This window comes from Sphingomonas sp. AC522 (genome assembly GCF_979258125.1).
Genome location: NZ_OZ409836.1, coordinates 2,745,446 through 2,767,639 on the forward strand (window position 1 = coordinate 2,745,446; position 22,194 = coordinate 2,767,639).

General features: G+C 64.1%; 21 protein-coding genes. 9 read left to right on the forward strand and 12 right to left on the reverse strand.

The window, feature by feature from the left end; translation table 11 throughout:
- Positions 1-19: 19 nt before the first annotated feature.
- The 6 genes from ACZZZM_RS13780 to ahcY all read right to left on the reverse strand — a co-directional run bounded on the left by ACZZZM_RS13780 (position 20) and on the right by ahcY (position 9,332).
- Complete coding sequence (locus ACZZZM_RS13780; protein WP_463595659.1) at positions 20-772, reverse strand: nucleotidyltransferase family protein; 753 nt, start codon at positions 770-772, stop codon at positions 20-22.
- Positions 769-1,749, reverse strand: a complete 981-nt coding sequence (locus tag ACZZZM_RS13785; RefSeq protein ID WP_463596449.1) for an aminoglycoside phosphotransferase family protein — start codon at positions 1,747-1,749, stop codon at positions 769-771. The genes ACZZZM_RS13780 and ACZZZM_RS13785 overlap by 4 nt, the downstream gene beginning before the upstream one ends.
- The gene (tsaE, locus tag ACZZZM_RS13790) at positions 1,746-2,189 is read right to left on the reverse strand and encodes a tRNA (adenosine(37)-N6)-threonylcarbamoyltransferase complex ATPase subunit type 1 TsaE (protein ID WP_463595660.1); all 444 of its coding nucleotides are present in this window, start codon (positions 2,187-2,189) and stop codon (positions 1,746-1,748) included. Before tsaE ends, ACZZZM_RS13785 begins: the two co-directional genes overlap by 4 nt.
- Positions 2,186-4,522: a sensor histidine kinase gene (locus tag ACZZZM_RS13795; RefSeq protein ID WP_463595661.1), complete on the reverse strand. Its 2,337-nt coding sequence runs from the start codon at positions 4,520-4,522 to the stop codon at positions 2,186-2,188. Before ACZZZM_RS13795 ends, tsaE begins: the two co-directional genes overlap by 4 nt.
- Positions 4,523-4,662: 140 nt before the next feature.
- Positions 4,663-7,686 carry a TonB-dependent receptor plug domain-containing protein gene (locus ACZZZM_RS13800; protein ID WP_463595662.1) on the reverse strand — a complete coding sequence of 1,008 codons (3,024 nt, stop codon included), beginning with the start codon at positions 7,684-7,686 and terminating at the stop codon, positions 4,663-4,665.
- Positions 7,687-7,901: 215 nt separating this feature from the next.
- Positions 7,902-9,332: an adenosylhomocysteinase gene (ahcY, locus tag ACZZZM_RS13805; RefSeq protein ID WP_463595663.1), complete on the reverse strand. Its 1,431-nt coding sequence runs from the start codon at positions 9,330-9,332 to the stop codon at positions 7,902-7,904.
- 219 nt (positions 9,333-9,551) lie between these two features.
- On the opposite strand from ahcY, the gene ACZZZM_RS13810 reads away from it, so the two are divergent.
- The gene (locus tag ACZZZM_RS13810; RefSeq protein WP_463595664.1) at positions 9,552-10,100 is read left to right on the forward strand and encodes a hypothetical protein; all 549 of its coding nucleotides are present in this window, start codon (positions 9,552-9,554) and stop codon (positions 10,098-10,100) included.
- 3 nt (positions 10,101-10,103) lie between these two features.
- Here ACZZZM_RS13810 and ACZZZM_RS13815 read toward each other — a convergent pair whose 3' ends face one another.
- A complete protein-coding gene (locus ACZZZM_RS13815) occupies positions 10,104-11,612 on the reverse strand; it encodes a TolB family protein (protein WP_463595665.1) in 1,509 nt (502 codons plus the stop codon).
- Positions 11,613-11,750: 138 nt separating this feature from the next.
- Between ACZZZM_RS13815 and ACZZZM_RS13820 the strand changes: the two genes are divergently transcribed.
- Entirely contained in the window at positions 11,751-12,119 is a 369-nt protein-coding gene (locus ACZZZM_RS13820; protein WP_463595666.1) for a hypothetical protein, read from the forward strand.
- 19 nt (positions 12,120-12,138) lie between these two features.
- Here ACZZZM_RS13820 and ACZZZM_RS13825 read toward each other — a convergent pair whose 3' ends face one another.
- Positions 12,139-12,699, reverse strand: a complete 561-nt coding sequence (locus ACZZZM_RS13825; protein WP_463595667.1) for a YqgE/AlgH family protein — start codon at positions 12,697-12,699, stop codon at positions 12,139-12,141.
- Positions 12,700-12,799: 100 nt separating this feature from the next.
- Here ACZZZM_RS13825 and ACZZZM_RS13830 point away from each other — a divergent pair, with 100 nt between their 5' ends.
- The 4 genes from ACZZZM_RS13830 to ACZZZM_RS13845 all read left to right on the forward strand — a co-directional run bounded on the left by ACZZZM_RS13830 (position 12,800) and on the right by ACZZZM_RS13845 (position 15,365).
- The gene (locus ACZZZM_RS13830) at positions 12,800-13,282 is read left to right on the forward strand and encodes a redoxin family protein (RefSeq protein ID WP_463595668.1); all 483 of its coding nucleotides are present in this window, start codon (positions 12,800-12,802) and stop codon (positions 13,280-13,282) included.
- 71 nt (positions 13,283-13,353) lie between these two features.
- The gene (locus ACZZZM_RS13835) at positions 13,354-13,650 is read left to right on the forward strand and encodes a hypothetical protein (protein WP_463595669.1); all 297 of its coding nucleotides are present in this window, start codon (positions 13,354-13,356) and stop codon (positions 13,648-13,650) included.
- 86 nt (positions 13,651-13,736) lie between these two features.
- Positions 13,737-15,176 carry an AMP nucleosidase gene (locus ACZZZM_RS13840; protein ID WP_463595670.1) on the forward strand — a complete coding sequence of 480 codons (1,440 nt, stop codon included), beginning with the start codon at positions 13,737-13,739 and terminating at the stop codon, positions 15,174-15,176.
- Between the two features lie 48 nt (positions 15,177-15,224).
- Positions 15,225-15,365 (forward strand): hypothetical protein, encoded by a 141-nt coding sequence (locus ACZZZM_RS13845; protein WP_463595671.1) that lies wholly within the window; start codon positions 15,225-15,227, stop codon positions 15,363-15,365.
- Here the strand turns inward: ACZZZM_RS13845 and ACZZZM_RS13850 are convergent.
- From ACZZZM_RS13850 to ACZZZM_RS13860, 3 genes are all read right to left on the reverse strand, one after another.
- Entirely contained in the window at positions 15,362-16,102 is a 741-nt protein-coding gene (locus tag ACZZZM_RS13850; RefSeq protein ID WP_463595672.1) for an SIMPL domain-containing protein, read from the reverse strand. The two genes, ACZZZM_RS13845 and ACZZZM_RS13850, sit on opposite strands and share 4 nt — an antisense overlap.
- Before the next feature lie 276 nt (positions 16,103-16,378).
- Positions 16,379-17,140 carry an alpha/beta fold hydrolase gene (locus ACZZZM_RS13855; protein WP_463595673.1) on the reverse strand — a complete coding sequence of 254 codons (762 nt, stop codon included), beginning with the start codon at positions 17,138-17,140 and terminating at the stop codon, positions 16,379-16,381.
- Complete coding sequence (locus ACZZZM_RS13860) at positions 17,121-17,564, reverse strand: GFA family protein (protein WP_463595674.1); 444 nt, start codon at positions 17,562-17,564, stop codon at positions 17,121-17,123. Before ACZZZM_RS13860 ends, ACZZZM_RS13855 begins: the two co-directional genes overlap by 20 nt.
- 85 nt (positions 17,565-17,649) lie before the next feature.
- Between ACZZZM_RS13860 and ACZZZM_RS13865 the strand changes: the two genes are divergently transcribed.
- The 3 genes from ACZZZM_RS13865 (at position 17,650) to ACZZZM_RS13875 (ending at position 20,924) form a co-directional block, all read left to right on the forward strand.
- A complete protein-coding gene (locus ACZZZM_RS13865) occupies positions 17,650-18,096 on the forward strand; it encodes a MarR family winged helix-turn-helix transcriptional regulator (protein ID WP_463595675.1) in 447 nt (148 codons plus the stop codon).
- Positions 18,089-19,180, forward strand: coding sequence for an HlyD family secretion protein (locus ACZZZM_RS13870; protein WP_463595676.1), 1,092 nt, complete (start codon positions 18,089-18,091; stop codon positions 19,178-19,180). Before ACZZZM_RS13865 ends, ACZZZM_RS13870 begins: the two co-directional genes overlap by 8 nt.
- 157 nt (positions 19,181-19,337) lie before the next feature.
- Positions 19,338-20,924, forward strand: coding sequence for a DHA2 family efflux MFS transporter permease subunit (locus ACZZZM_RS13875; RefSeq protein ID WP_463595677.1), 1,587 nt, complete (start codon positions 19,338-19,340; stop codon positions 20,922-20,924).
- Positions 20,925-20,982: 58 nt separating this feature from the next.
- Here the strand turns inward: ACZZZM_RS13875 and ACZZZM_RS13880 are convergent, their stop codons facing one another.
- Positions 20,983-22,011: an aspartate-semialdehyde dehydrogenase gene (locus tag ACZZZM_RS13880; RefSeq protein WP_463595678.1), complete on the reverse strand. Its 1,029-nt coding sequence runs from the start codon at positions 22,009-22,011 to the stop codon at positions 20,983-20,985.
- Positions 22,012-22,194: the final 183 nt, after the last annotated feature.

Below are 22,194 nucleotides of genomic sequence, written 5' to 3' on the forward strand. Positions count from 1 at the left end.
TCGCGGGGGAATTGAATCGTCACATCTCGGCCAATACGGCTTCGGCCTCCCCGATCGCTGTGGGTGTCCCCACATCGAACCAAAGCCCCTGATGCACCACGCCCCACAGACGTCCTTCCTCCATCGCCCGATCCCAGAACAAATTGGTCGAGAACGGTCCCTCGGGCCAGTCGCGGATGACGCGCGGGGAGAGGATCTGGATGCCGATATAGACGAACGGGGCCAGCCGCCCGGGCTTGCGTCGCTCTATGATCCGCCCGAACGGATCGAGGCGGAAATCGCCTTGCCCGCGATGGCTGTGCGCGCGCGCCAGCGGCACAAGCAGCAGCAGCGCGTCCATCTTGTCGTCGTCCCACGCCGCGGCCAGCTGGCGCAGCGCATCCGTTGGACCGTCGACCCACAGATTGTCACTGTTGACGCAGAAAAATGGCTCGTCGCCGATCAGTTCGCGCGCCTGGACCACGCCCCCGCCGGTCTCGAGCAACTGGTTGCGCTCGTCCGAGATCAGCACCTGCATGTCGCGCTTGCGCGCCTTCAGATGCGCTTCGATCTGATCGGCAAGGTAATGAACATTGACCACTGCACGCTTGACGCCCGCCGCGAGCAGATGGTCGAAAGTATGGTCGAGCAAGGTCTTGCCCGCGACCTCCACCAGCGGCTTCGGGCGCGTCGCCGTGAGCGGGCGCATGCGCTTGCCCAGCCCCGCGGCCATAACCATCGCGGTCTGGGGAACGGGCGCGTCCGGCTGGGGACGAAGCGAGTAGGTCGTCATTCGCCGGCGATAGTCATCGGATCGCCACGCATCGCCGCAGGCACATTGGCGTCGAGCCAGTCCGCCACCGGCTTGAGCGCCGGATGCTTCAGGTCGCGCTCCAGATAGGTCCAGACGCGGGGGCACAGCCCCGGGTAACGCGGCTTGCCATCGCGCCGCCAAAGTCGCGTGAATATGCCGATGATCTTGGCGTTCCGTTGCGCACCGAGCACATGATAGGCAACATCGAATTCATCGCCCACCCCGGTCATCCGCTTGTAGCGGTCCAACATCGCGGTCTCGAGTTCGGGCGCCACGTCGCGCCGCGCATCCTGCAGTAACGAGACCAAGTCGTAAGCCGGGTGCCCGGCCAGCGCATCCTGAAAATCGAGCAAGCCCAAATTCTCGCTGCCTTCGATCAGCATGATATTCTCGGCATGGTAATCGCGCAGCACCGTGACAGACTGATGACCGTCCAGCACAGGCTCGAGCACCGCATTCCATGCGTCGTTATAACCGGCCGCGTCGGGCTCGATCCCCAGCGCCGGGCAATACCATTCGGTCAGCAGCCGTGCTTCGCGGTGATATTGCGAGGGGCTGTAGGGGCCGATGTCCTCTGCCGCGGGATGGTCGCGCAGGCGGATGAGCAAGTCGACCGCCTGCTCGTAAAGCCGCAATTCGCTCTCGGGCGCGGCGTCGACGGTCTCGCGCATCCGCGCGTCGCCAAAGTCCTGGATGAGCACCAGGCCCTGTTCCAGATCCTCGTGCAGGATTTCCGGCGCGGCGAATCCGCGCTCGGTCAGCCAGCGCGCAATCGCAATGAAGGGTTTCGGATCCTCGCCCTTGTCGGGCGGCGAATCCATCAGGATGGCGGTGCGATCATGCTCCACCACGCGAAAATAGCGGCGGAAGGAGGCGTCGCCGGCAAGCGGGCGGATCTCGGCTCCCTCCCAACCCGCCGAGACGAGAAAGGCGGGCGCGGATTCGGGCGGGTTCATGTCAGGGACCATCGGTCCCTCCATGCCGCCGGGACCTTCGCTGTCAAGGCGCGCGCGCCGTCCGGTGTAACTTCCAGGCAAAGCCACAGCGCGTCTGCCCATGCCGCCTCGCCCAGGCGCTCGGGCCATTCGACGATCAGCAGCGAATCCGCGCGGGCATCGTCAAGGCCCAGTTCCTCGGCTTCCTCCAGGTTTTCGATCCGGTAGAGATCGACGTGGAGCACCGGGAAGCGGACTTCGGGCGGCTCGTAGGGCTGGACGATTGCGAAGCTTGGGCTGGGCGCTTCACCTTCGAGGCCGAGCGCTGCGAGCAAGCCGCGGGCAATGCTGGTCTTGCCCGCGCCGAGCTCGCCGGAAAGGGCGATAACGTCGCCGGGGCGGGCTAGCATCGCAAGGTGCTCGCCCAAAGCGTGCGATGCCTGCGGATCGGCGAGGATCATCCGCGCGGCAATTCCACGGTAATCAGCGTCCCCTCGCCCGGCTCGGAGATCAGCTCGATCCGGCCGCCATGCGCCTCGACAAACTGCTTGGCGAGCGGCAACCCGAGACCCAGCGCGCGCTCGGCATTGCGATCGCCGCCATGCGCGAAGCGATCGAAGGCGTTGGTCGCCGCTTCCTTGCTCATCCCCGGCCCGTCGTCCGAGACGATGATCCGCGCCACCTTGGCGTTCCCGTCGAGATGCAGCAGCACGCGGCCCTGTGCCGGTGTGCCCGCGACCGCGTGGCGCAATAGATGTTCGATCACCTGGCGCAGCCGCCGCGCATCGCCGTTGACGCTGCCAGCGGTCCCGCCATCCTCCACCGCAAGATCGATCGACTTCTCCTTGGCAAGCGGCGCGATCGCCTCGGCAGCGCCTTGCGCGATCATTTCGATATCCACTGCGCGCTTTTCGAGCGGTGCACCTTCGCTCTGCGTCAGATCGAGCACGTCGTCGATCAGCGCACCCAGCCGCTCGACCGAAACGAGGATCGCCTCCGAATATTCGGTGCCACTCTCGCTGAGCTTCCCGGCAAACCCGCCATGCAGCATCTCCGCAAAGCCCTTGATCGAGGTGAGCGGCGTGCGAAGCTCATAGCTCATATTGGCGACGAAGGCGGTCTTCACCCGATCTGCCGCTTCCAGCGCTTCATTGCGGTCGCGCAGCGCGCGCTCGACGCGGTGCTGGTCGGTAGTGTCGAGCATCGTCACCAGTGCATTGCCGTCGGGCAAAGGCACTGCACTCAAGTCGAAATGGCGCCCGTCGGCGAAAACGATGCTCGCGCCGCGCTGCTGCCGGTCCTGTGCCGCGAGCCGCACAAGATCGCCAATCACTTCGGCCTTGGCCGGATTGGTCAGCTTGGGGCCCGCAGCCTTCACCAGCGCGAGGATTTGCGGATGCCCGTCAAGAAAGGCATCCTCGAAACCCCAGACCTGGCGGAACTTGCGGTTCCACAGCTGCAGCCGCCCCTTGCCGAACACCGCGACCGCTTCGGCGAGGCTGTCGAGCGTGGCGGTGCGGACCTGCTGCATCTCGCCATGCTCACGCTGGAGCTCGAATTGCTGGGTGCGGTCCTCGAATAGCAGCAGCAGCCCGCCCTCGGGCATCGGCTGGGCGACCACGCGCAGATGCGTCGCGCCGACATGCCAATTCTCCTCGACCGCCTCGGGCGCCGTGAACCATTCGCGACGTTCCGACTTCCAGACGGGAAAGTCCCGCATCTCGGGCAGACGCTTGGCCTCACGCATCCGCTCGATCACGCGATCGAATTCGGGACGATCGGCCAGCCATTCGTTCTTCATCGCGAACATGCGGCGGAAAGGCTGGTTACAGAAGATCAGGCTGTGATCGGCGGCGAATTGGGCGACCCCCGCCGAAGCCCGGTCGAGCATCGCGCGCTGCGCCTCCGCGAAGCGCTTGAGCCCGCCCCGCGCCTGTTCGAGCTCTTCGATATCGACGGCGAACCCCGCAACGCCGCCGGTGGGCAGCGGCACGTCGTGGAGCCGCAGCATCCGGCGCTTGCCGCCGATGGTCGCCGGCATCGCCGCCGTCTGCGGCTCGCCGGTGTCGCGCGCGATCGCCGCATTAGCCAGCGGTCCACCTAGCCCTGCGCCCTCGACCAGTTCCAGCCCGCGCGTAACGACATCCTCGCTGTCAGCGCCTTCGACTGCCCGCACATATTCCGAATTGACCATCAACAGCTTGAGGTCGGCACCGCGATACCACATCGGCATCGGTGCGGCCTCGATCAGCGCCGTCAGCGCGTCGAATGCAGCGCGCAGACGCGTGCTGCCTTTCTGGAGCCGATTGATCTCATCCTGGCTATCGGTGGCGTCGAGGAACCACAGAACCACGCCTCCGGGCGCATTGAGCGCCTGCGGGGCGCGTTCGCCGACGACGAGCAAGGCGCGCTCCGATCCCTTGGCGCGCACCGACAGGCTGAACGGCTTTCCCGCTTTCTGCGCCGCGGCCACCTGCACCGTGAGAGCCTCGGCATCCTCGGGCATCAGCCCGCCATCGCCGCCCGCAAGCGCATCCAGTTCGCGCGGGATATTTTCCAGCCCCAGCCAGTCGGCCAGGCGCCGCGGCAGCTCGATCCGCCCGTCCGCGCGCACGATCATCGCCTGTGCAGGCGAGCCCGACACCAAGGTCTGGAAGCGGCTATTGTCTTCGGCCATCGCGGCCGCGTCGGCGCGCGCGCGCAGCCCGGTCAGCAGCGCCCAGGTCGCGCCGATGACGAGCAGCGCCATCGCCGCACCGGCAATCGCTGCAGCGCTCTGTGAAATCAGGATCAAGCCGCGCCCCCGCGGCCCAGCAATTGCCTCATGGTCGAACCCTTAGGCAAAGCCTCGCACGCCGGGAAGCGGATTGCGTCGGGCGCAACGAAAAAGGGGCCGGCTTTCGCCGACCCCTCTCCCGGTCTCCTATAAGCGGATCAGAAGCGCGGCAGTTTCACCCGCGCACCGACGAACATGAAGCGCCCGACCGAATCGACCGGATAGGAGGTCGTGCCGATGTCCGGCTTCTGGCTGAACAGGTTGCGCACACCGCCATAGATCTGGAAGCGATCCGTGACGTCCACGCTGCCGTAGATGTCATGCTGCCAGCGCTGCTTCAGGTAGAGATATTCGGGTGCCACGATGTCCGGGCTGCCCGCAACGTCCTGGTTCGAATAGCGCAAGGTCTTGTCGAACCACAGAATGCCGTAGTTCAGCGTAACCGGGCCCTTCTGCCAGGTCAGGTCTGCATTGACGGTGTACTTCGGCGCAAAGGTCTCGCCGCGGCTGTTGGTCACATCGGCCCCGGGCGAGGCGATGAATTCGAGCCGGTCGAGATAATTGCCCACCACCGACACGTTGAACGTACCGAGGTTATCGGTGCGCAGCCGGTAGTTGAAGTTCACGTCGAGGCCCGCCGTGCGGAACTGCGCCACGTTCTGCGGAAGCAGCGTGAAGCTCGTGACGTTGCCCGCGCCGGTCGCGCCGCCATTCTGGCGGACGATGTTGCCGCAGAACGGATTGTTCAGCGTCGGCTGATCGACGCAGAGCTCCGCCAGCCGCTGTAGAGGTGCAGTATTGATCGCGTTCTCTAGGCGGATGTCATACCAGTCCGCGCGGAGGGACAGGCCGGGGATGAAACGGGGCTGAACGATCGCACCTGCGGTCCAAGTCGTCGCTTCTTCTTCCGACAGGTTGCGGTTGCCGCCCAGGAACCCGGGCAGCGTGGTCGAGCGGACATCGGTGTAGGTTGCCGGATTGGCACCCAGCGAGGTCAGCAAGGTGCTGCAATTCGCTTCGCGATACTGCGTCCCACGGCCGATCTCATTGGTGTTGCACGGATCGGTCAACCGCTCGAAGGTCTGCGAACGGGCCCCGAAGAGCTCGCCGATATTCGGTGCGCGCACCGCCTTCGAATAGGTGCCCGAGAAAGTGATGTCCCGCACCGGCGCGAAGCTGCCATCGACCTTCCACGACGTCGTCGAGCCGATCGTCGAATAGTCCGAATAGCGCACTGCGCCGCCGACCTCGAGCCGATGGATGAAGCTGTCGCGAAGCAGCGGCAGCCGCAGCTCGCCAAACACTTCCTTCACATCATATTGGCCACCCTCGCCCGCGAGCGAATTGGTGAAGGTGATGCCGGTCGCCGCGACCGCATCAGGCATGAACTGGCTCTTCTCCTTGCGATATTCCGCGCCGACCGAGAAGGCGACGGGGCCACCCGGAAGCGAGAAAAGACCGCCGAGATTGCCGCTCAGATAGGCCGAGGCGACGTGCTGCTCGATGCGCGAGTGATCGGTAGTGTCGGTACGCAGCCAATCGAGCGTCGCCTGGTCGTTCAGGCCTTCGCCGAACAGGTTGATCGGCCGGCACTGGCCGGGCGTGAAGCTGGTCGGAGCATATTCCTCGCGCGTCGAATTATACGGCTGGAACGGAGTCCAGCTCGGATCGAGATTGACGCGGCAGGTCGGGCCGTTCGGGCCCTGCACCACATCGATCCCCGCATAAAAGCGGTCGTCGAAGATGTTGTTCACATAGCGGCTGGCAACGTCGGTGCGGCCATAAGTGTACGACGCCTCATAGTTGAGACGGTCGCTCAGATCGCCGCGGACGCCGATCACGCCACGCCAGGTCTCACGGCGAACATCCTCGCCGCGCTGGCCGAAGTCGAAATTGTCGCGGCTGACCAGCACGCCGCCATTGCCTGCCGCAGCAACGAGCGGACGCAGCGCGGCCGGGATGAACGGATTATCCTCCGGGATCACCAGATTGTAATCATAGGTAGGCTGCGCGAGCGAGAAGCTGCGGGTGTTGGCGTACTTGCCTTCCGCAAACACGGTCAGCGCGTCCGAAACGTCGAAATGCGCGATTGCATTGACGACGTGGCGGCGCACATCGGGCAGCAAATCGTTGCCATAGTCCGCCGTCGGGGTGCCGCTGCCGCCCTGCTGGTAGTAGTTAGGCACGAAGCGGCCGGGATCGAACGCACTGACGCCACCGCCGGCACCGACGAAATAATCGGGCATGCCGTCGAAATCCAAATCGATGCCGCCCTGGCGCGCAGTATCGAAGAAGCGAATGTCGTTCAGCGGAATATAATCGGGGATGCCGTTGTTCGAAGCACCGGTATAGCCCGACTGGTTCTCGGGGTCGTCCGGGTTCAGATAGAAGGCAGTACGGTTCGTGCCGCTGAGGCGCGTGCGATTGCGCTCCTCGAGGCGGCTCTCTTCGCCATATTCATAGGCAAGCGCGAAATTGCCGCGGCCGCCGGCGAAGTTCTTGCCCGCGGTGACGGTGAACAGGCGCTGGCCAGCATCGCCATATTCCGAAATGCCGGCCTGGGCACGGGCAGTGAGGCCTTCGAAATCCTTCTTGAGGATGAAATTGACGACGCCGGTGACGCCGTCCGCGCCGTAGATTGCCGATGCGCCGCCGGTAAGCACTTCGACACGCTCGACCAAGTCGTTCGGAATGGTGTTGATATCGACCGAGGCGCTGCCGGGGACGCCCGCGACATGACGGCGGCCATCGACGAGCACGAGCGTACGCTCGGTGCCGAGGTTGCGGAGGTTGAGCAGGTTGAGGCCGGTATAGCCGATGCCGGCGCCCTGGCCCGAATTGTCCGCCGAAGTCGACGAACCCTGGAGGGCGGGATAGCCGGTGAGGAAATCCGTGAGGTTAGTCGTGCCCGAGGACTGGATAGTCTCGGCGCTCAGCGACACCACGGGGTTCGGCGTGTCGAAGCCGGGGGTCTGGCGGATGCGCGAGCCGGTGACGACGATGGCCTCGCCCTGATCCTGCGCTTCCTGGTCGGTTCCCGCTACGGTCGATTCCGGAACATTGTCATCGGGCTGTCCGGGGGCTGCGGTCTGCGCGGCGGCGGTGGGAGCGAGCCCAGCCAGAGCGAGTGCGGCCAGCGAAACGGAAAATAGTCCGCGCGAGCGGACGAGGGGGTACGCCATCATACTGTCCTTACAAGAGAATTTCTCCCGCGCGCACTTCTGGGCCTGATGTTGCCGCGGTTTGTCTGACAAACGCGCGAGCCCGAATTTGATCGCAGGAACGCAGCACCCACCGCGAAATTCGCGGCGGGTGTAACCTTCGTGCAACGCTATGAATCAAGAAGGCCGCGCCTCCCGGGGGAGACGCGGCCTTCGATGCCAAAGCCGAGGAGAGCTTAGTAGCGGTAGTGATCCGGCTTGAACGGCCCTTCGACCGGCACGCCGATGTAACCGGCCTGCTTTGAAGTGAGCTTCGAGAGCTTCACGCCCAGCTTTTCGAGGTGCAACGCCGCGACCTTCTCGTCGAGATGCTTCGGCAGCACATACACTTCGTTCTTGTAGTTCTCGCCCTTGGTCCAGAGTTCGATCTGCGCCAGCGTCTGGTTGGTGAACGACGCCGACATCACGAACGACGGGTGGCCAGTCGCGCAGCCCAGGTTCACCAGGCGGCCCTTCGCGAGGATGATGATCTGCTTGCCATCGGGGAACTTCACCAGATCGGTGCCCGGCTTCACTTCGGTCCAATCATAGTTCGACAGAGCGGCGATCTGAATCTCGCTATCGAAGTGGCCGATGTTGCAGACGATCGACATGGGCTTCATCGCCTTCATGTGATCGGCGGTGATGACGTCGGCATTGCCGGTCGCGGTGCAGAAGATATCGGCGCGCTGCACGGCCTCTTCCATCGTCACGACTTCGAAGCCCTCCATCGCCGCCTGCAATGCGCAGATCGGATCGACTTCGGTGACCATCACGCGCGCGCCGCCGTTGCGGAGCGACTGGGCCGAGCCCTTGCCGACATCGCCGAAGCCGGCGACGCAGGCGACCTTGCCGGCCAGCATTACGTCGGTGGCACGGCGGATCGCGTCAACCAGCGATTCTTTGCAGCCATAGAGGTTGTCGAACTTCGACTTGGTCACGCTGTCGTTCACGTTGATCGCGGGGAAAGGCAGCTCGCCCTTCTTCGAGATTTCATACAGGCGATGCACGCCGGTTGTGGTCTCTTCCGAAACGCCCTTGAGGTTCTTGACGGTCTCGGTGAGGTAGCCCGGCTTCTTGGCGATGAACGCCTTGAGCGCGCGCTGCATCTCGACTTCTTCCTCGTTCTCGGGCTCGGGCATCGTGTGGCCGGCCTCGAGCTTCGCACCCCAAAGTGCGAACATCGTGGCGTCACCGCCATCGTCGAGGATGATGTTCGAGGTCTGGCCCTCGACTTCATGGTCCCACGAGAAGATGTCGCCGACATAGTCCCAATATTCGGCCAGACTCTCGCCCTTGACGGCGAACACCGGCACGCCAGTCGCTGCGATCGCGGCGGCGGCATGGTCCTGGGTCGAATAGATGTTGCAGGTTGCCCAGCGGACCTTGGCGCCGAGCGCCGTCAGCGTCTCGATCAGCACTGCGGTCTGGATCGTCATGTGAAGCGAACCAGTGATGCGCGCGCCCTTGAGCGGCTGCGACGCGCCGAATTCCTCACGGAGCGACATGAGCCCCGGCATTTCGGTCTCGGCGATCTCGATTTCCTTGCGGCCGAAATCGGCGAGCGCGATGTCCGCGATCACATGGTCTTTTCTGTCGAGCACGGTAGCCACTGACTCAGTCTCCATTGGCATAGAATTGCGGATCGCGGCACATCCCCAGCGATCATCTGCGCGGCCCCTACAGGCTTCGCCGCCCCAGCGCAATCCAAATATAAAGATATCTTTATATGTGCTCGGCCGAGCCCTAGTGGCGGACCCGTACATTTGGGGTTAAGCCAGTCCTCGGCAGCCTGCATTCTGCCCCCGGCGTCGCCTACCGCAGGGTAAATAAATGGGAGGAAGGCCGTGCTGAAACGTGTCTTGGCGTCGGTGTTGCTTATGGCAGCGCCGCAGCAGAGTTTGGCGCAATGGGCAGCGGTGGACGAAAGAGCACCGGGAGACGACGCCAATAGCGGCGAACCCGGCAATCTCCATGTGCCCGGAAGCGCACGGCAGATCGCCCAATCCTTCGCCGCCGCGATGCGCATCGAGCAATATCAGCGCAACCGGTGCTGGCAGCAGGGCTGCCTGGTGATCGTCAACGAGACCTATGGCTATGACGTGGTCGGCTTCTATGTCGAGCCGCGGCGGCGCAGGCCCGGCGCATCCGAATGGGGCAGAAACCTGTTTCAGGGTTCGCTCAATCCGCGCAAGGCAACGCTCGCGCTGAAGAACCAAGACGCCGCGCCGCCCTGCGAGCAGCCGGTGCGCTTCGTCCTTCGCCATCAGCGGACGAAGGAGCATCTGACCGTCGACGGCCGCGCCAGCCTGTGCAGCACGCCGCACACCGACTCGCTGGTGCGGATCAAGGCTTTCGAGGGCGACGTGCGGCTCGAACCCGGTCCAGCGGACTAGCCGCTAGCGAACCAGCCGGTAGCTCACGAACGCTACCGACTTCCCGTCGGGCGACCAGCTCGGCACGTTGATCGTCCCCTGCCCGCCGAACAGCCGGGTGAGCACCTTGGGCGGCGCGCTGCCGTCCGCGGGCATGATCCGCAGGATCACATCACGGTTCGGGGGATGATCTGTCAGCGCGACGTCGAGCCCGAACGAAATGAAGACGATCCATTTCCCGTCCGGCGAGAAATGGGGAAACCAGTCGCGGAAATTGGGGTCGTGCGTTATCTGCTCAGGGTTCGATCCGTCGGCCCCGGCGCGCCAGATTTGCATGGCACCCGATCGCGTCGAGTTGAAATAGACATATTTGCCGTCGGGCGAATATTCCGGGCCATCGTCCACGCCCGGCCCGGCAATCAGCGTCTTCTCGCCCGTCCCGTCGATGTTGCGAGTGCGGATATCGTACGCGCCGTTGCTGACATGCACATAGACATAGGCCACCGTTTTCCCGTCGGGCGACCAGCCATGCCAATAGGACCGCGCATCGGGATAGCTCGAGACGAGCTTGGGCGTGGCCGACCCGCCGATCGGCAAAACGAAGATGCGTGAGAGATTGTCGGGCTCGATCTGGTCCGAGATGATCAGTTGCGTACCATCGGGCGAGATGCCGTGGTCGTTATTGTTCTTGACGTGCCTGCCCGTATCGATCGCCACCGGCTCGCCGCCTTCGACCGGAACGCGCCAGATGCGCCCATTGGCATTGTAGATCAGGGTCTTGCCGTCGCGGCTCCAATTGGGAGCTTCGACCTTGCCTTCGAAGGTCCGCACAACGCGCCGGCTTTGCGTCCCGCCGACTTCCATCACTTCAAGCGTGCTATCGACCTTCGCCGGATATCCGGTGTCAGGCACATAAGCGAGGCTCGGCACCTTGATCTCTATGTTCGAGAAGGCCGCAGTCTCGGTAACGGCATCGTTGTGGGCAGAGACGGCCAGCCCGACCAGGTACGGCGCCTGAAACGCGATCCGGTAATTCCCACCCGCATGGCGCAGCACGCCATCCTCGCCGGCCACCGAGAACCACACATAATCGCCTTCGCGCTCCAGGCGGACGCGCCTAGGATGCGCGGTGGTGGAGACGATCTGGAAGGTGGGGCCGTCCTGGACCTCGCGATATTGCAGCGAGGTCATCCCGTCGCCATGCACCATCACGTCGGCATAAGGCGATCCCGGGGTCGCATTCTGGCGGATCATCAGCCCGGCCTTGCGGTGCGGATCTTTGCCCTTCCCTTCCCAGGCGATATCGGCGGCGATGTGAAGGTCGCCCGATCGCTGCGTCCAGGCATAATGGAAAGCGTCCGTCGTCCCCCAGATGTTGGCCCCACTCGCAGTGATGCGATAGCTGCCATTCGCGTGGACGACGCTGCCCGCGGTGGAGACCTGGCCGATGTCGCCATGATCCTGGAACACTCCGACCGTCTGCGCGGCAGCCGGTGCGGCGACCAGCGCCAGCGCGGCAAGCAAATGCCTCATATCCCCTCCTGCAATTCTGAGACGATGTTAGCGCTAACCCCGGCAGAAGCGATGACATTTTTTCGCTTGTCTGGCAGAGTTTTCCAAGCGCGTGCACCGAACCCGCCGCAAACATCTCCTCATAACCGAGGAGGTCATATGAAAAAAACGCAGTTTATCGTCACTGCAGGCGTCGCCATGATTCTCACCAGCTGCGGTGGCGAAAATAACGGCGTGCAGGTGCCCGAACAGTTCAAGGGAAGCTGGGGGGCAGATTGCACTTCGCCCTTCGTCACCTTCGCCGACGGCACTATCACCGTTTATCCCGACACCAGGCTCTATGAACTGAAGGAAGCCGAAATACAGGGTTCGGATTTCCTAGTGAGCTACGTAAATCCGAACGTGTCCGGCACAATCACCGAGACCTATGCGATCGACGGCGCCACGCTGCGACTAACCACCACCGCGGTAGACGGCAAGGAAGTAGGCAAATGGAACAAGCAACCTATGAGAAGGTGCGGAAACTGAGCCCGGCGCTCCCTTGTCCTCAGGCCGTCCCGGCGCTGTTCGCCAGCATGCGGGGATCGATGCCGGCGCCGGCAAAGCCGACTCCCCAGCGGTCCTCGGCATCCACATCGTAGATCAGCCCAGGGGTCGATTCGGTGCTGAACCAGCCGTGCCGCGTCATTTCAGCGTCGAGCTGGCCCTCGCCCCACCCGGCATAGCCGAGCGCAACCAGCCATTTCTGCGGGCCCTTGCCCTCGGCGATCGCGCGCAGCACATCGACCGTGCCCGAAAGCGCCCAGCGCCCGCCAACGTCGATCGTGTCCTGCCCGCCCCAATCGGTCGAGTGGAGCACGAAGCCGCGCCGTGGCTCGACCGGGCCCCCGAAATGCACCGCCGCATCGGGGGCCTCGCCGGGATCGATCTCGAACTGGCGCAGCAGATCGTGGAGCCCGAGCCCCTCGATCGTATCGCCGATGCCGATGCCGAGCGCGCCATCGTCATCGTGTGCGCACATTGCGATGACGGCCCGCTCGAACCGGGGATCGCCGATCCCGGGCATGGCAAGCAGGAATTGTCCGGTGAGAAAAGGTGCCGACTCCATAAGCGAACCAACTTACCGACGCGCTTTCGGCTCCGCCATGCTTGAAAAAGGCTCGATGCACGCCGATTGAAGCCCAGAACCCCTTTGAGGAGAGACTGACATGACCATCCAGGTTGGCGACCGCGTTCCCAGCACCAATTTCATCAAGGTGACCGAGGGCGGCCCCGAGCCGGTCGGCTCCGACGAGTTCTTCGCTGGCCGCAAGGTCGCGATCTTCTCGGTTCCGGGCGCGTTCACGCCGACCTGCTCGGCGAAGCATCTGCCGGGCTTTGTCGAGAAGGCTGACGAGCTCAAGGCCAAGGGTGTCGACGAGATCGCCTGCACCGCTGTCAACGACGCGTTCGTGATGGGCGCATGGGGCAAGGCTTCGGGCGTCGAGGGCAAGGTGACGATGCTCGCCGATGGCAATGGCGAGTTTCCGAAGGCCGTGGGCCTCGAAATGGACGGATCGAAGTTCGGCATGGGCGGTCGCGGCCAGCGCTTCTCGATGCTGGTGAATGACGGCGTCGTCGAGCAGCTCAACGTCGAGGCGCCGGGCCAGTTCGAAGTCAGCTCGGCTGATTATATGCTCGGCCAGCTGTAATCACGGACGCGTAACGGAACCCGGGGGCCGTGATGGAGTTGATTTCCCGTCATTCTGGAAGGGAACTCATCATGGCCACCGACACCAATACCGCCGGCAACACCAACGAAACCAACGCCGCCGCCGAGGGCGCGCTGGATACTGCACTCGATACCGCCAAGTCGTTCCTCGAAACCGCGCAGGAAGCGATCAGCGGCGCAGTTGACGCAACCGTCGAAGCGGCGAAGGAGCACCCGGTTGCCGCAGCCGCGATCGCAGCGGGCGCTGCAGCAGCAGTGGGCGGCGCGGTCTATGCCGCTACCCAGCTTGGCGGCTCCGGCGAAACGCAGAAGCAGAACGCCGGCAAAAGCGGCGGCAAGAAGAACTGATCTTCGCGCACTGAAGCCCGGGCCCTCTCCCCTGCGGAGGGGGCCCTGGTCTTGCCAGCGTCATCTTTGCGCATTAGCCGTCCAAGATGACTCAAGCATCCGACATCGTCGCCGAGCTGGACCGCCTCTATCGCGCCTCGGTCGAGCGGCTCCAAGCCGCACTCACGCAATACCTGACCGACGGCACGCCGCCGGCCCGCGAAAGCCGCCTCGACGGCTCGTTCGCCTATCCCGAAATCCATATCCGCTATTCGGGCGGAATCGATCGCCCGGTGCCGGCGCGATCGTTCGGGCGGCTGGTCGAGCCAGGCGAATACCGCATCAGCGTCACCAAGCCGAGCATGTTCGCAAATTATCTGGTCGAGCAGCTCACGTTCCTGATCGAGGACTATGACGTCGAGGTCCAGGCGGTCCCCGGCCGCCAGGAAATCCCCTTTCCCTACGTCCTCGACCCTGGCCATGCGCTGAGCCTCGACGAGGTTTCGGCGACCGAATTGGCGCGCCACTTCCCGGCAACCGAGCTTGCGCATATCGGCGACGAGATCGCCGATGGGCTTTGGGTTGCACATGACGAGATCCGCCCGCTGGCGCTGTTCGATGGCCTCCGCACCGATTTCTCGCTCGCGCGGCTGCGGCATTATACCGGCACGCCGACCGAGCATTTCCAGCAATATATCCTGTTCACCAACTATCACCGCTATGTCGACGAGTTCATCCGCTGGGCATGCGGCCAGCTTGGCGAAGGGAGCCGCTTCACAGGTGTTTCGGGTGCGGGCGGGATTGTCGTCGAGACCGGTGACGATACCGACCGGCTGCTCAACGACAGCTCTGCATGGCGCCGCCACCAGATGCCGGCTTACCACCTCATGGCGGCCGATGGTTCGGGGATCACGCTCGTCAATATCGGCGTGGGGCCCTCCAACGCCAAGACCATCACCGATCACCTCGCCGTCCTTCGCCCAGAGGCATGGCTGATGATCGGCCATTGCGGCGGGCTTCGCCCCAGCCAGCGGATCGGCGACTACGTTCTCGCCCACGCTTACCTCCGCGACGATCACATAATGGACGACGTGCTTCCGCCCGAAATCCCGATCCCAGCCATCGCCGAAGTCCAGCTGGCCCTGGCGCGCGCTGCCGAGACGGTCTCGGGCCAGTCAGGCGAGGAGCTCAAGCGCCGCCTGCGCACCGGCACCATCGTCACCACCGACGATCGCAACTGGGAGCTGCGTTACTCGGCCAGCGCGCTGCGCTTCTCGCTGAGCCGCGCGGTTGGCGTGGACATGGAGTCCGCGACGCTTGCGGCGCAGGGCTATCGTTTCCGCGTGCCCTACGGCACCTTGCTCTGCGTTTCGGACAAGCCGCTCCACGGCGAGCTCAAGCTGCCCGGCCAGGCCAATCGCTTTTACGAGCGCGCGATCGCCGAGCATCTCAAGATCGGCATCGAGACCTGCGAGGAGCTTCGCCGCGAGGGCGACAAGCTCCACAGCCGCAAGCTCCGCGCCTTTAACGAGCCGCCGTTCCGCTAAGGATATGCGGGCGTTGTCCTGCGTTTGACGCAGTGAAGGAGAACGCCCGTGACCGATCCCGAAAAACAGCCCGCCGAAGAAACAGGCACTGCCCACCAGCCCGACGGCACCGACAGCACCGGCGAATGGCAGGCGCAGATTGCCGACGAGAACATGATCCCCGACGGCGGCGAGGATCCGGAGGACTAGCGGCTGAGCTTGAACTCAACCGTAAGCGTCTCGCGGACGGTGACGTTGTTCGAACTCGCATCGCCTTTGGGCGCGAACATGCCGATGATCTGGCTGATGAAGCCGATCGATCCGGCGACGACGTCCTGCTTCTCGCTGATGCGGACCACCGCGGCCTGGCGCAGCCCCAGCGCTTCGCCATAAGCGGCCGCCTCGGCGCGGGCCTTGACCAGGGCGTCGGCCTTGGCGCGACGCGCGACTGCAGCATAATCGTCGATCAGGCCGATGACTTCCTCGGCCATCGTTCCACCCGCCGCTTCGACTGCGGTCCGCGCGCTGGCCGCAGCGGCCCGCGTCGGTGCGTCGAGCATGATCGTCTCGCTGGCGGTCGATTGCGGCTTGCCGTCGGCATCTTCACCCAAGCTGTCGAGGCTGATCTTCTGCGCCCGCGATCCGCCCATGCTGGCGAACAGCCCCAGCAGCGACTGGCCGCCGCCCGAGGGCGCGCCCGGCTCCGCCTCGCGTACGGCGAGACCGCCAAGCGCCTGCAGCAGCTTGATGCGGTTGGCGGCAAGCGCGGCCTTCGCGGCTTCCTCGGTTTCGCCCTTGCCGGTCAATGTCGCCGAAAAGCGAAAGCGCTGCGCCGGCGCAGTCACTTCACCCGTGGCGACGATCTCGACCGAGACGGGCGCCGCGCTCTGCGCGAGCACGGCGGTGGGTGCGCAGAGCAAAGCGCAGGCAAGTGCATAACGGATCATCATCGTCCCCCTGTTCGAGCGAGCATGGCGCCCAAGCGAATGTTCCCAATGTTCGCAGTGACCAAGGGGTCTCCGCGGGTCACTCTCGGGAGCGTCCGGCACGCGCTTGCGGCCGTGCTCAGCTTCGAGCCAAGCAGGTGAAATCCTACATTGCAAGCTTAGTTTTCCTACCTCGCTTCAGCGGGCGGGTGGCGCCGAAGGCGTCGGAGGGGGGCCTGGCCACGAGCAACACGCTTGCGGAGATGGTCCCTCCCCCATCGCTTCGCGAGGGAGGAATTATTGCGTCAGGAAATCCGCGATCGCCTGCCCCAGCTCGGGCCGCGTGACGGCGCTCATGTGATTGCCGGGGACCGACTGGAAACGGCCATGTGGCAGCAGCTCCGCGACCGCCTGGCCCGGTCCGTTGTCGTCATCGTCCACGCCCGTCACCACCAGCGTCGGTACCTGGATCGCGGCGATCTCGGCCTCTTTGGTGTCGACGAAGGTTTCGAGCACGTTGAGCAGCGCTTGAGGATCGCCCTTGGTGGTCTTGAGGAAGGCCTCGGTCAGCCATTCGGAGGTGCCACGCTCGAAGCTGCCGAGATTGGTGAGAACGCGGCGGAAGTAGGTCCCCCGCCCCTGGGTATCGATCAGCCCGGCCAGCCCCATCCCGCTCAGGATCGCGCGGCGCGGCGCAGCATCGTTGACGAGCATCCGCAGCGTCGTGCGCCCGCCAAGCGAATAGCCGCCCAGATCGTAATCGGTAAGGCCGAGATGCGCGATCAGCGCCATGCCGTCGCGCATCAATATGTCGGGCGGATAGGCCGCCAAGTCGTGCGGCTTGGCGCTCTGCCCGTGCCCGCGCAGATCGGGCATGATCACGCGGAAGCCGCGCTCGGCCAGCTTGGCGGCATGGCCGTATTTGATCCAATTGACTTCGGCCGTGGAGAAATAGCCGTGGATCAGCACCACCGGCCGCCCCTCGCCCATTTCGGTCCAGGCCAGCTCGACGCCGTCGGTTGCGACAAATCGGTGCGTCTCAGTCGGGAAGTTTGCCAACTTTATCCATCCAGCGTTTGACCATGCTTTCGTTCTCGTCGGTCCGTGATGCCGGCAGGTGACTGGTGTCAAGCCAGTCGCGGTGCCAGCTCTCGCATCCCGAATGCTCGGTCGGGCGAAAGCGATGGGCATCATCGAAGCTGCCCACCGTCAGGTCCATATAGGAGTGATCGTGCGCCTCGTAGGTAAGCGGCGTGCCGCATTCGCGGCAAAACCCTCGCGCGGCGATCGGCGAACTGGCAAAGCGATCGGGCTCGCGCTCCCACGTCACGGCCTGCTTCGGCAGGTTCTTGAACGCGATCGAGACGCCGCCGGTGGCCCGCTGGCACATCCGGCAATGACAGAGATAGGCGTCGTCATCCTCGATCTCTGCGCGGTATCGCACGCGCCCGCACTGGCATCCGCCGCTCACTCCACTGTTCACGCTTGTCTCCTGCGCAATTGCTGCGATGCACAACGCAACTAAGTTGCCGATTGCAATTGATAACTGTGCTTATTATATGCATGCAATGACCGAGACCCTAGGCTTTCTGATGAGCGATGTCTCCCGCCTGATGCGGCGCCGCTTCGACGAGCGCGCACGCACCACCGGGGCGACCGGCCCGCAGTGGCGCACGCTCAAGATTCTCGAACGGCGCGAAGGGCTCAACCAGGGGCAGCTCGCCGAGTTGCTCGAAGTCGAGCCGATCACCGCCTGCCGCATGATCGACCGACTCGAGGAAGCCGGAATGGTCGAGCGCCGCCGGGACCCTGCCGACCGCCGCGCATGGCGCATCCATCTGACCGAAAAGGCGCGCCCCGTTTTGAAAGATCTCCACGGCATCGCCGGTGAAATGATCGAAGGCGCGCTTCATGGGTTGGATGCGCGCCAACGCGACGAACTCATCGGATCGCTCAATGCGATCCGCGCGAACCTGACCAACACTCAAGAAGGCAAAGAGGCCGCAAATGGCTGAAGCAGACCCCAAAATCCGGAAGCCGTCCGAGGAGACGATCGTGGCAGAGACCGTGGCTGAACCGATCGAAGACACGGTCGAGGTCGTTCGCACCAAGCGCAGCTGGCTGCGCCCACTGCTGATGTTCGGCGTGCCGATCATCCTGCTCGGGATCGTCGGCTATTTCTGGGCGACCGGCGGCCGCACGGTTTCGACCGACAATGCCTATGTCAGCCAGGACAAGGTTTCGGTTTCGGCCGATGTCGCCGGCCGCATCGTCAATGTCGCGGTCAAGGAGAACCAGATCGTAAAGAAGGGCGACCTGCTCTTCGAGATCGATCCGGAGCCCTATCGGATCGCCGTCGCATCCGCCCAGGCGCAGATTGCCGCCGCCCAGGTCAACGTCCAGACGCTGCAGACCAGCTATGCCGGCACCGGCTCGGACATCCAGGCCGCGCGCGACAGCCTCCAGGCCGCCCAGCAGGATTATAATCGCCAGGCGGAGCTGATGAAGAGCGGCTTCACCACTCGTGCCCGGCTCGAACAGTCCGAGCATTCGGTACAGCAGGCGCGTGCCCAGGTTTCCAGCGCGCAGTCCGATGCCGCCGAAGCACGCTCGAAGCTTTCGACCGGATCCGCCGGAGAGAACCCGCAGCTTGCTGCTGCGCGCGTCCAGCTCAGCAAGGCGCAGCTCGATCTCAGCCGCACCAAGGTTTATGCGCCGATCGACGGCATCATCAGCCAGGCGGACCGCCTCCAGATCGGCCAGATGATGATGACCGGACTTCCCGCCGTCACCATTGTTCGCGGCCAGGGCGCGTGGCTCGAGGCCAATTTCAAGGAAACCGACCTCAACAAGATGCGCGTCGGGCAAAAGGCCGAAGTGAGCTTCGACGCCTATCCGGGCCTGCACTTGAAGGCGCATGTCGCCTCGATCGGCGCGGGCACCGGCTCGGAATTCTCGGTGCTGCCGGCGCAGAATGCAAATGGCAATTGGGTGAAGGTTACCCAGCGCGTGCCGGTGCGCATCGCCATCGACGAGGCCAGCCCGCGGCCGCTGATCGCGGGGCTTTCGGCCGATGTCGTTGTGGATGTTGTGAACTGACGCACGGCCCCGCCTTCCGCTCCCCCTCCCTGCAACGGAGGGGGGCGGTGGGTCGGGTCCGGGCGATACGGATAAGATAGACACGATGGCGCAGTAGCGCGAGCACTCCACCCACCCCCTAACCCCTCCCTTGCAGGGAGGGGAAGAGATCTAGCCAATGGCCACCGCCGCCCAGTCCGACACTCCCGCCGCACCCGCGAAGCCCCAGCCAGGGGTCGCGGCGCTGCCGGTCGTCAATCGCGGCCTGCTGACCTTCGGCGTCATGCTGGCGACGATCATGCAGATCCTCGACACGACGATCGCCAATGTCGCGCTGCCGCACATGACGACACAGCTCGGCGCCTCGGCGGATACGATCACCTGGGTGTTGACCAGCTATATCGTTGCCGTTGCCATCGCGATCCCGATCACCGGCTGGCTCTCCGACCGGGTCGGTTCGCGCAATCTGTTCCTATGGTCGACGATCGGCTTCGTCATCGCCTCGGCGCTCTGCGGCACGGCCCAGAATCTCGAGCAGATGGTGGTGTTCCGCATCTTCCAAGGCATCTGCGCCGCGTTCATGAACCCGCTCAGCCAGACGGTGATGCTCGATATCAATCCCCCCGAGCGCCAGGCCAAGGCCATGGCGATCTGGGGTATGGGGATCATGGTCGGCCCGATCATGGGCCCGGTGATCGGCGGCTGGCTGACCGACAATTTCAACTGGCGCTGGGTGTTCTTCGTCAATCTGCCGCTGGGCGTGATCTGCGTCGCAATCCTGTGGTGGCTGCTGCCGACGCGGCCGGTCCGCCGGCGCCCATTCGACCTGTTCGGCTTCGCGCTGTTGGCGATCGGCATCTCCGCGCTTCAGCTGATGCTCGATCGCGGCCAGGGTGAGGATTGGCTGGGATCTACAGAGATCTGGATCGAGATGCTGGTCGCGATCGTGGCGCTGTGGATGTTTGTCGTCCATATGGCGATGGGCAAGCACCCGATGTTCGAGCGGGCATTGTGGCGGAACCGCAATCTGGTGACGGCAATGTTCTTCATGCTCGTCATCGGCGTGGTGATGATGGCGACGATGGCGCTGCTGCCGCCGATGCTGCAGAACCTCTACGGCCACTCGGTGTTCGATACCGGCATCCTGCTGATGCCGCGCGGCTTCGGCGTGATCCTGACGATGGCGATTTCGGCGCGGCTGATCCAAAAAGGCCTGGATCCGCGGATCGTGGTCGGGCTCGGCATGGTGCTCGCCGCTTATTCGCTGTGGCAGATGACGCATTGGTCGCTGGAGATGGGCACCTGGCCGATCATCGTTTCCGGGTTCGTTCAGGGGCTCGGCATGGGGCTGGTGTTCATGCCGCTGAACGGCCTGGCCTTCGCGACGCTGCCGCCGCACCAGCGCACCGAGGGCGCTTCACTGATCAACCTGACGCGCAATATCGGCGCATCGGTCGGCATTTCGCTGGTCACGACGATCCTGGCGCGGAGCATCCAGCAGAGCCATGCCGCTCTGGTGCCCAACATCACGCCCGAAAATCTCGATACGATGGATCCGGGCCTGCTCCAGATGCTGGGCGGCAGCGGCGAGACCGTGCTGGCGATGGCCAATGCCGAGATCAACCGCCAGGCGGCGATGATCGGCTATCTCAACGATTTCTACGCGATGGCGATCGTCACGGCGCTATCGGTGCCGCTGGTGATTTTCCTGCGCAAGCCGAAGGGGCCGGTCGAGAAGCCCGATCCGGCGGCGGCGGGGCACTGACAGAGCAAAGGGCCGAAGCGCGCGCCCCGGCCCTTAAGCTCTTCCGCTGGTTTGGAGGTCAGGCGGCCTTTTTCAGGTGCCGCCGCCCGAGCAATTCCGCGATCTGCACGGCATTGAGCGCCGCGCCCTTGCGGAGATTGTCGCTGACGCACCACAGGCTGAGGCCGCTATCCACGGTCGAATCCTCGCGAACGCGGCTGATGAAGGTCGCGAACTCGCCGACGCACTCGATCGGAGTGATGTAACCGCCATCCTCATGCTTATCGATCAGCATCACGCCCGGCGCCTCGCGCAGGATGGTCTTGGCCTGCTCGGCGCTGATCTCGTCTTCGAACTCGATGTTGATCGCCTCCGAATGCCCTACGAACACCGGCACGCGCACGCAGGTCGCGGTTACCTTGATCTTGGGATCGAGGATCTTCTTGGTCTCGACCACCATCTTCCACTCTTCCTTGGTCGATCCATCGTCGAGGAAGCTGTCGATGTGCGGGATCACGTTGAAGGCGATCTGCTTGGTGAACTTCTTGGCCTCGGCGCTGTCGCCCACGAAGATATTGCGGCTCTGCTCGAACAACTCGTCCATTCCGGCCTTGCCCGCGCCCGACACCGATTGATAGGTCGCAACCACGACGCGCTTGATTTTCGCCGCATCATGAAGCGGCTTGAGCGCGACGACCATCTGCGCGGTCGAGCAGTTCGGATTGGCGATGATGTTGCGCGCCTTGTAGCCATCGATCGCCTCGGGATTTACTTCCGGCACGATCAGCGGCACGTCCGGATCCATGCGGTAGAGCGAGGCATTGTCGATCACTACGCAGCCCGCCGCGGCGAAGCGCGGGGCGTGCAGCGCCGAGCCTTCGGAGCCGATCGCAAACAGCGCCATGTCCCATCCCGCAGGATCGAAATTGTCGATATTCTGGACTTTATATTGTTTCCCGGTCTCGCCGAAATCGACCATGTCGCCCTGGCTGCGCGACGAGGCGAGCACCGCCAGTTCGTCGATCGGGAATTCCCGCTCGGCCAGGATGTTCAGCATTTCGCGCCCGACATTGCCGGTGGCGCCTGCGACGACGACACGATAGCCCATTTTCGGTCCTTTCAGGTCCGCACGCGGATGCAGCGGCGGGATGCTATTTGGTTCGGAAGGATGCGGAATGCGAGTGCATTCCTGTGCTCGCGGCCATAAAAACGGCCTTCGCGCCGGTCAGGCGCGGGTCGTAATTCGTTTGGTAGTTCGTTTACGAAGCATGGCAGGCGCCTAGCAGACGGA

Coding starts and splice junctions, on each gene's coding strand:
- ACZZZM_RS13840 (WP_463595670.1), top strand. CDS start 13,737: ATGACTCAAGCATCCGACATCGTCGCCGAGCTGGACCGCCTCTATCGC.
- ACZZZM_RS13820 (WP_463595666.1), top strand. CDS start 11,751: ATGAAAAAAACGCAGTTTATCGTCACTGCAGGCGTCGCCATGATTCTC.
- tsaE (WP_463595660.1), bottom strand. CDS start 2,189: ATGATCCTCGCCGATCCGCAGGCATCGCACGCTTTGGGCGAGCACCTT.
- ACZZZM_RS13835 (WP_463595669.1), top strand. CDS start 13,354: ATGGCCACCGACACCAATACCGCCGGCAACACCAACGAAACCAACGCC.
- ACZZZM_RS13865 (WP_463595675.1), top strand. CDS start 17,650: ATGACCGAGACCCTAGGCTTTCTGATGAGCGATGTCTCCCGCCTGATG.
- ahcY (WP_463595663.1), bottom strand. CDS start 9,332: ATGGAGACTGAGTCAGTGGCTACCGTGCTCGACAGAAAAGACCATGTG.
- ACZZZM_RS13825 (WP_463595667.1), bottom strand. CDS start 12,699: ATGGAGTCGGCACCTTTTCTCACCGGACAATTCCTGCTTGCCATGCCC.
- ACZZZM_RS13875 (WP_463595677.1), top strand. CDS start 19,338: ATGGCCACCGCCGCCCAGTCCGACACTCCCGCCGCACCCGCGAAGCCC.
- ACZZZM_RS13780 (WP_463595659.1), bottom strand. CDS start 772: ATGACGACCTACTCGCTTCGTCCCCAGCCGGACGCGCCCGTTCCCCAG.
- ACZZZM_RS13830 (WP_463595668.1), top strand. CDS start 12,800: ATGACCATCCAGGTTGGCGACCGCGTTCCCAGCACCAATTTCATCAAG.
- ACZZZM_RS13785 (WP_463596449.1), bottom strand. CDS start 1,749: ATGAACCCGCCCGAATCCGCGCCCGCCTTTCTCGTCTCGGCGGGTTGG.
- ACZZZM_RS13870 (WP_463595676.1), top strand. CDS start 18,089: ATGGCTGAAGCAGACCCCAAAATCCGGAAGCCGTCCGAGGAGACGATC.
- ACZZZM_RS13850 (WP_463595672.1), bottom strand. CDS start 16,102: ATGATCCGTTATGCACTTGCCTGCGCTTTGCTCTGCGCACCCACCGCC.
- ACZZZM_RS13815 (WP_463595665.1), bottom strand. CDS start 11,612: ATGAGGCATTTGCTTGCCGCGCTGGCGCTGGTCGCCGCACCGGCTGCC.
- ACZZZM_RS13880 (WP_463595678.1), bottom strand. CDS start 22,011: ATGGGCTATCGTGTCGTCGTCGCAGGCGCCACCGGCAATGTCGGGCGC.
- ACZZZM_RS13800 (WP_463595662.1), bottom strand. CDS start 7,686: ATGGCGTACCCCCTCGTCCGCTCGCGCGGACTATTTTCCGTTTCGCTG.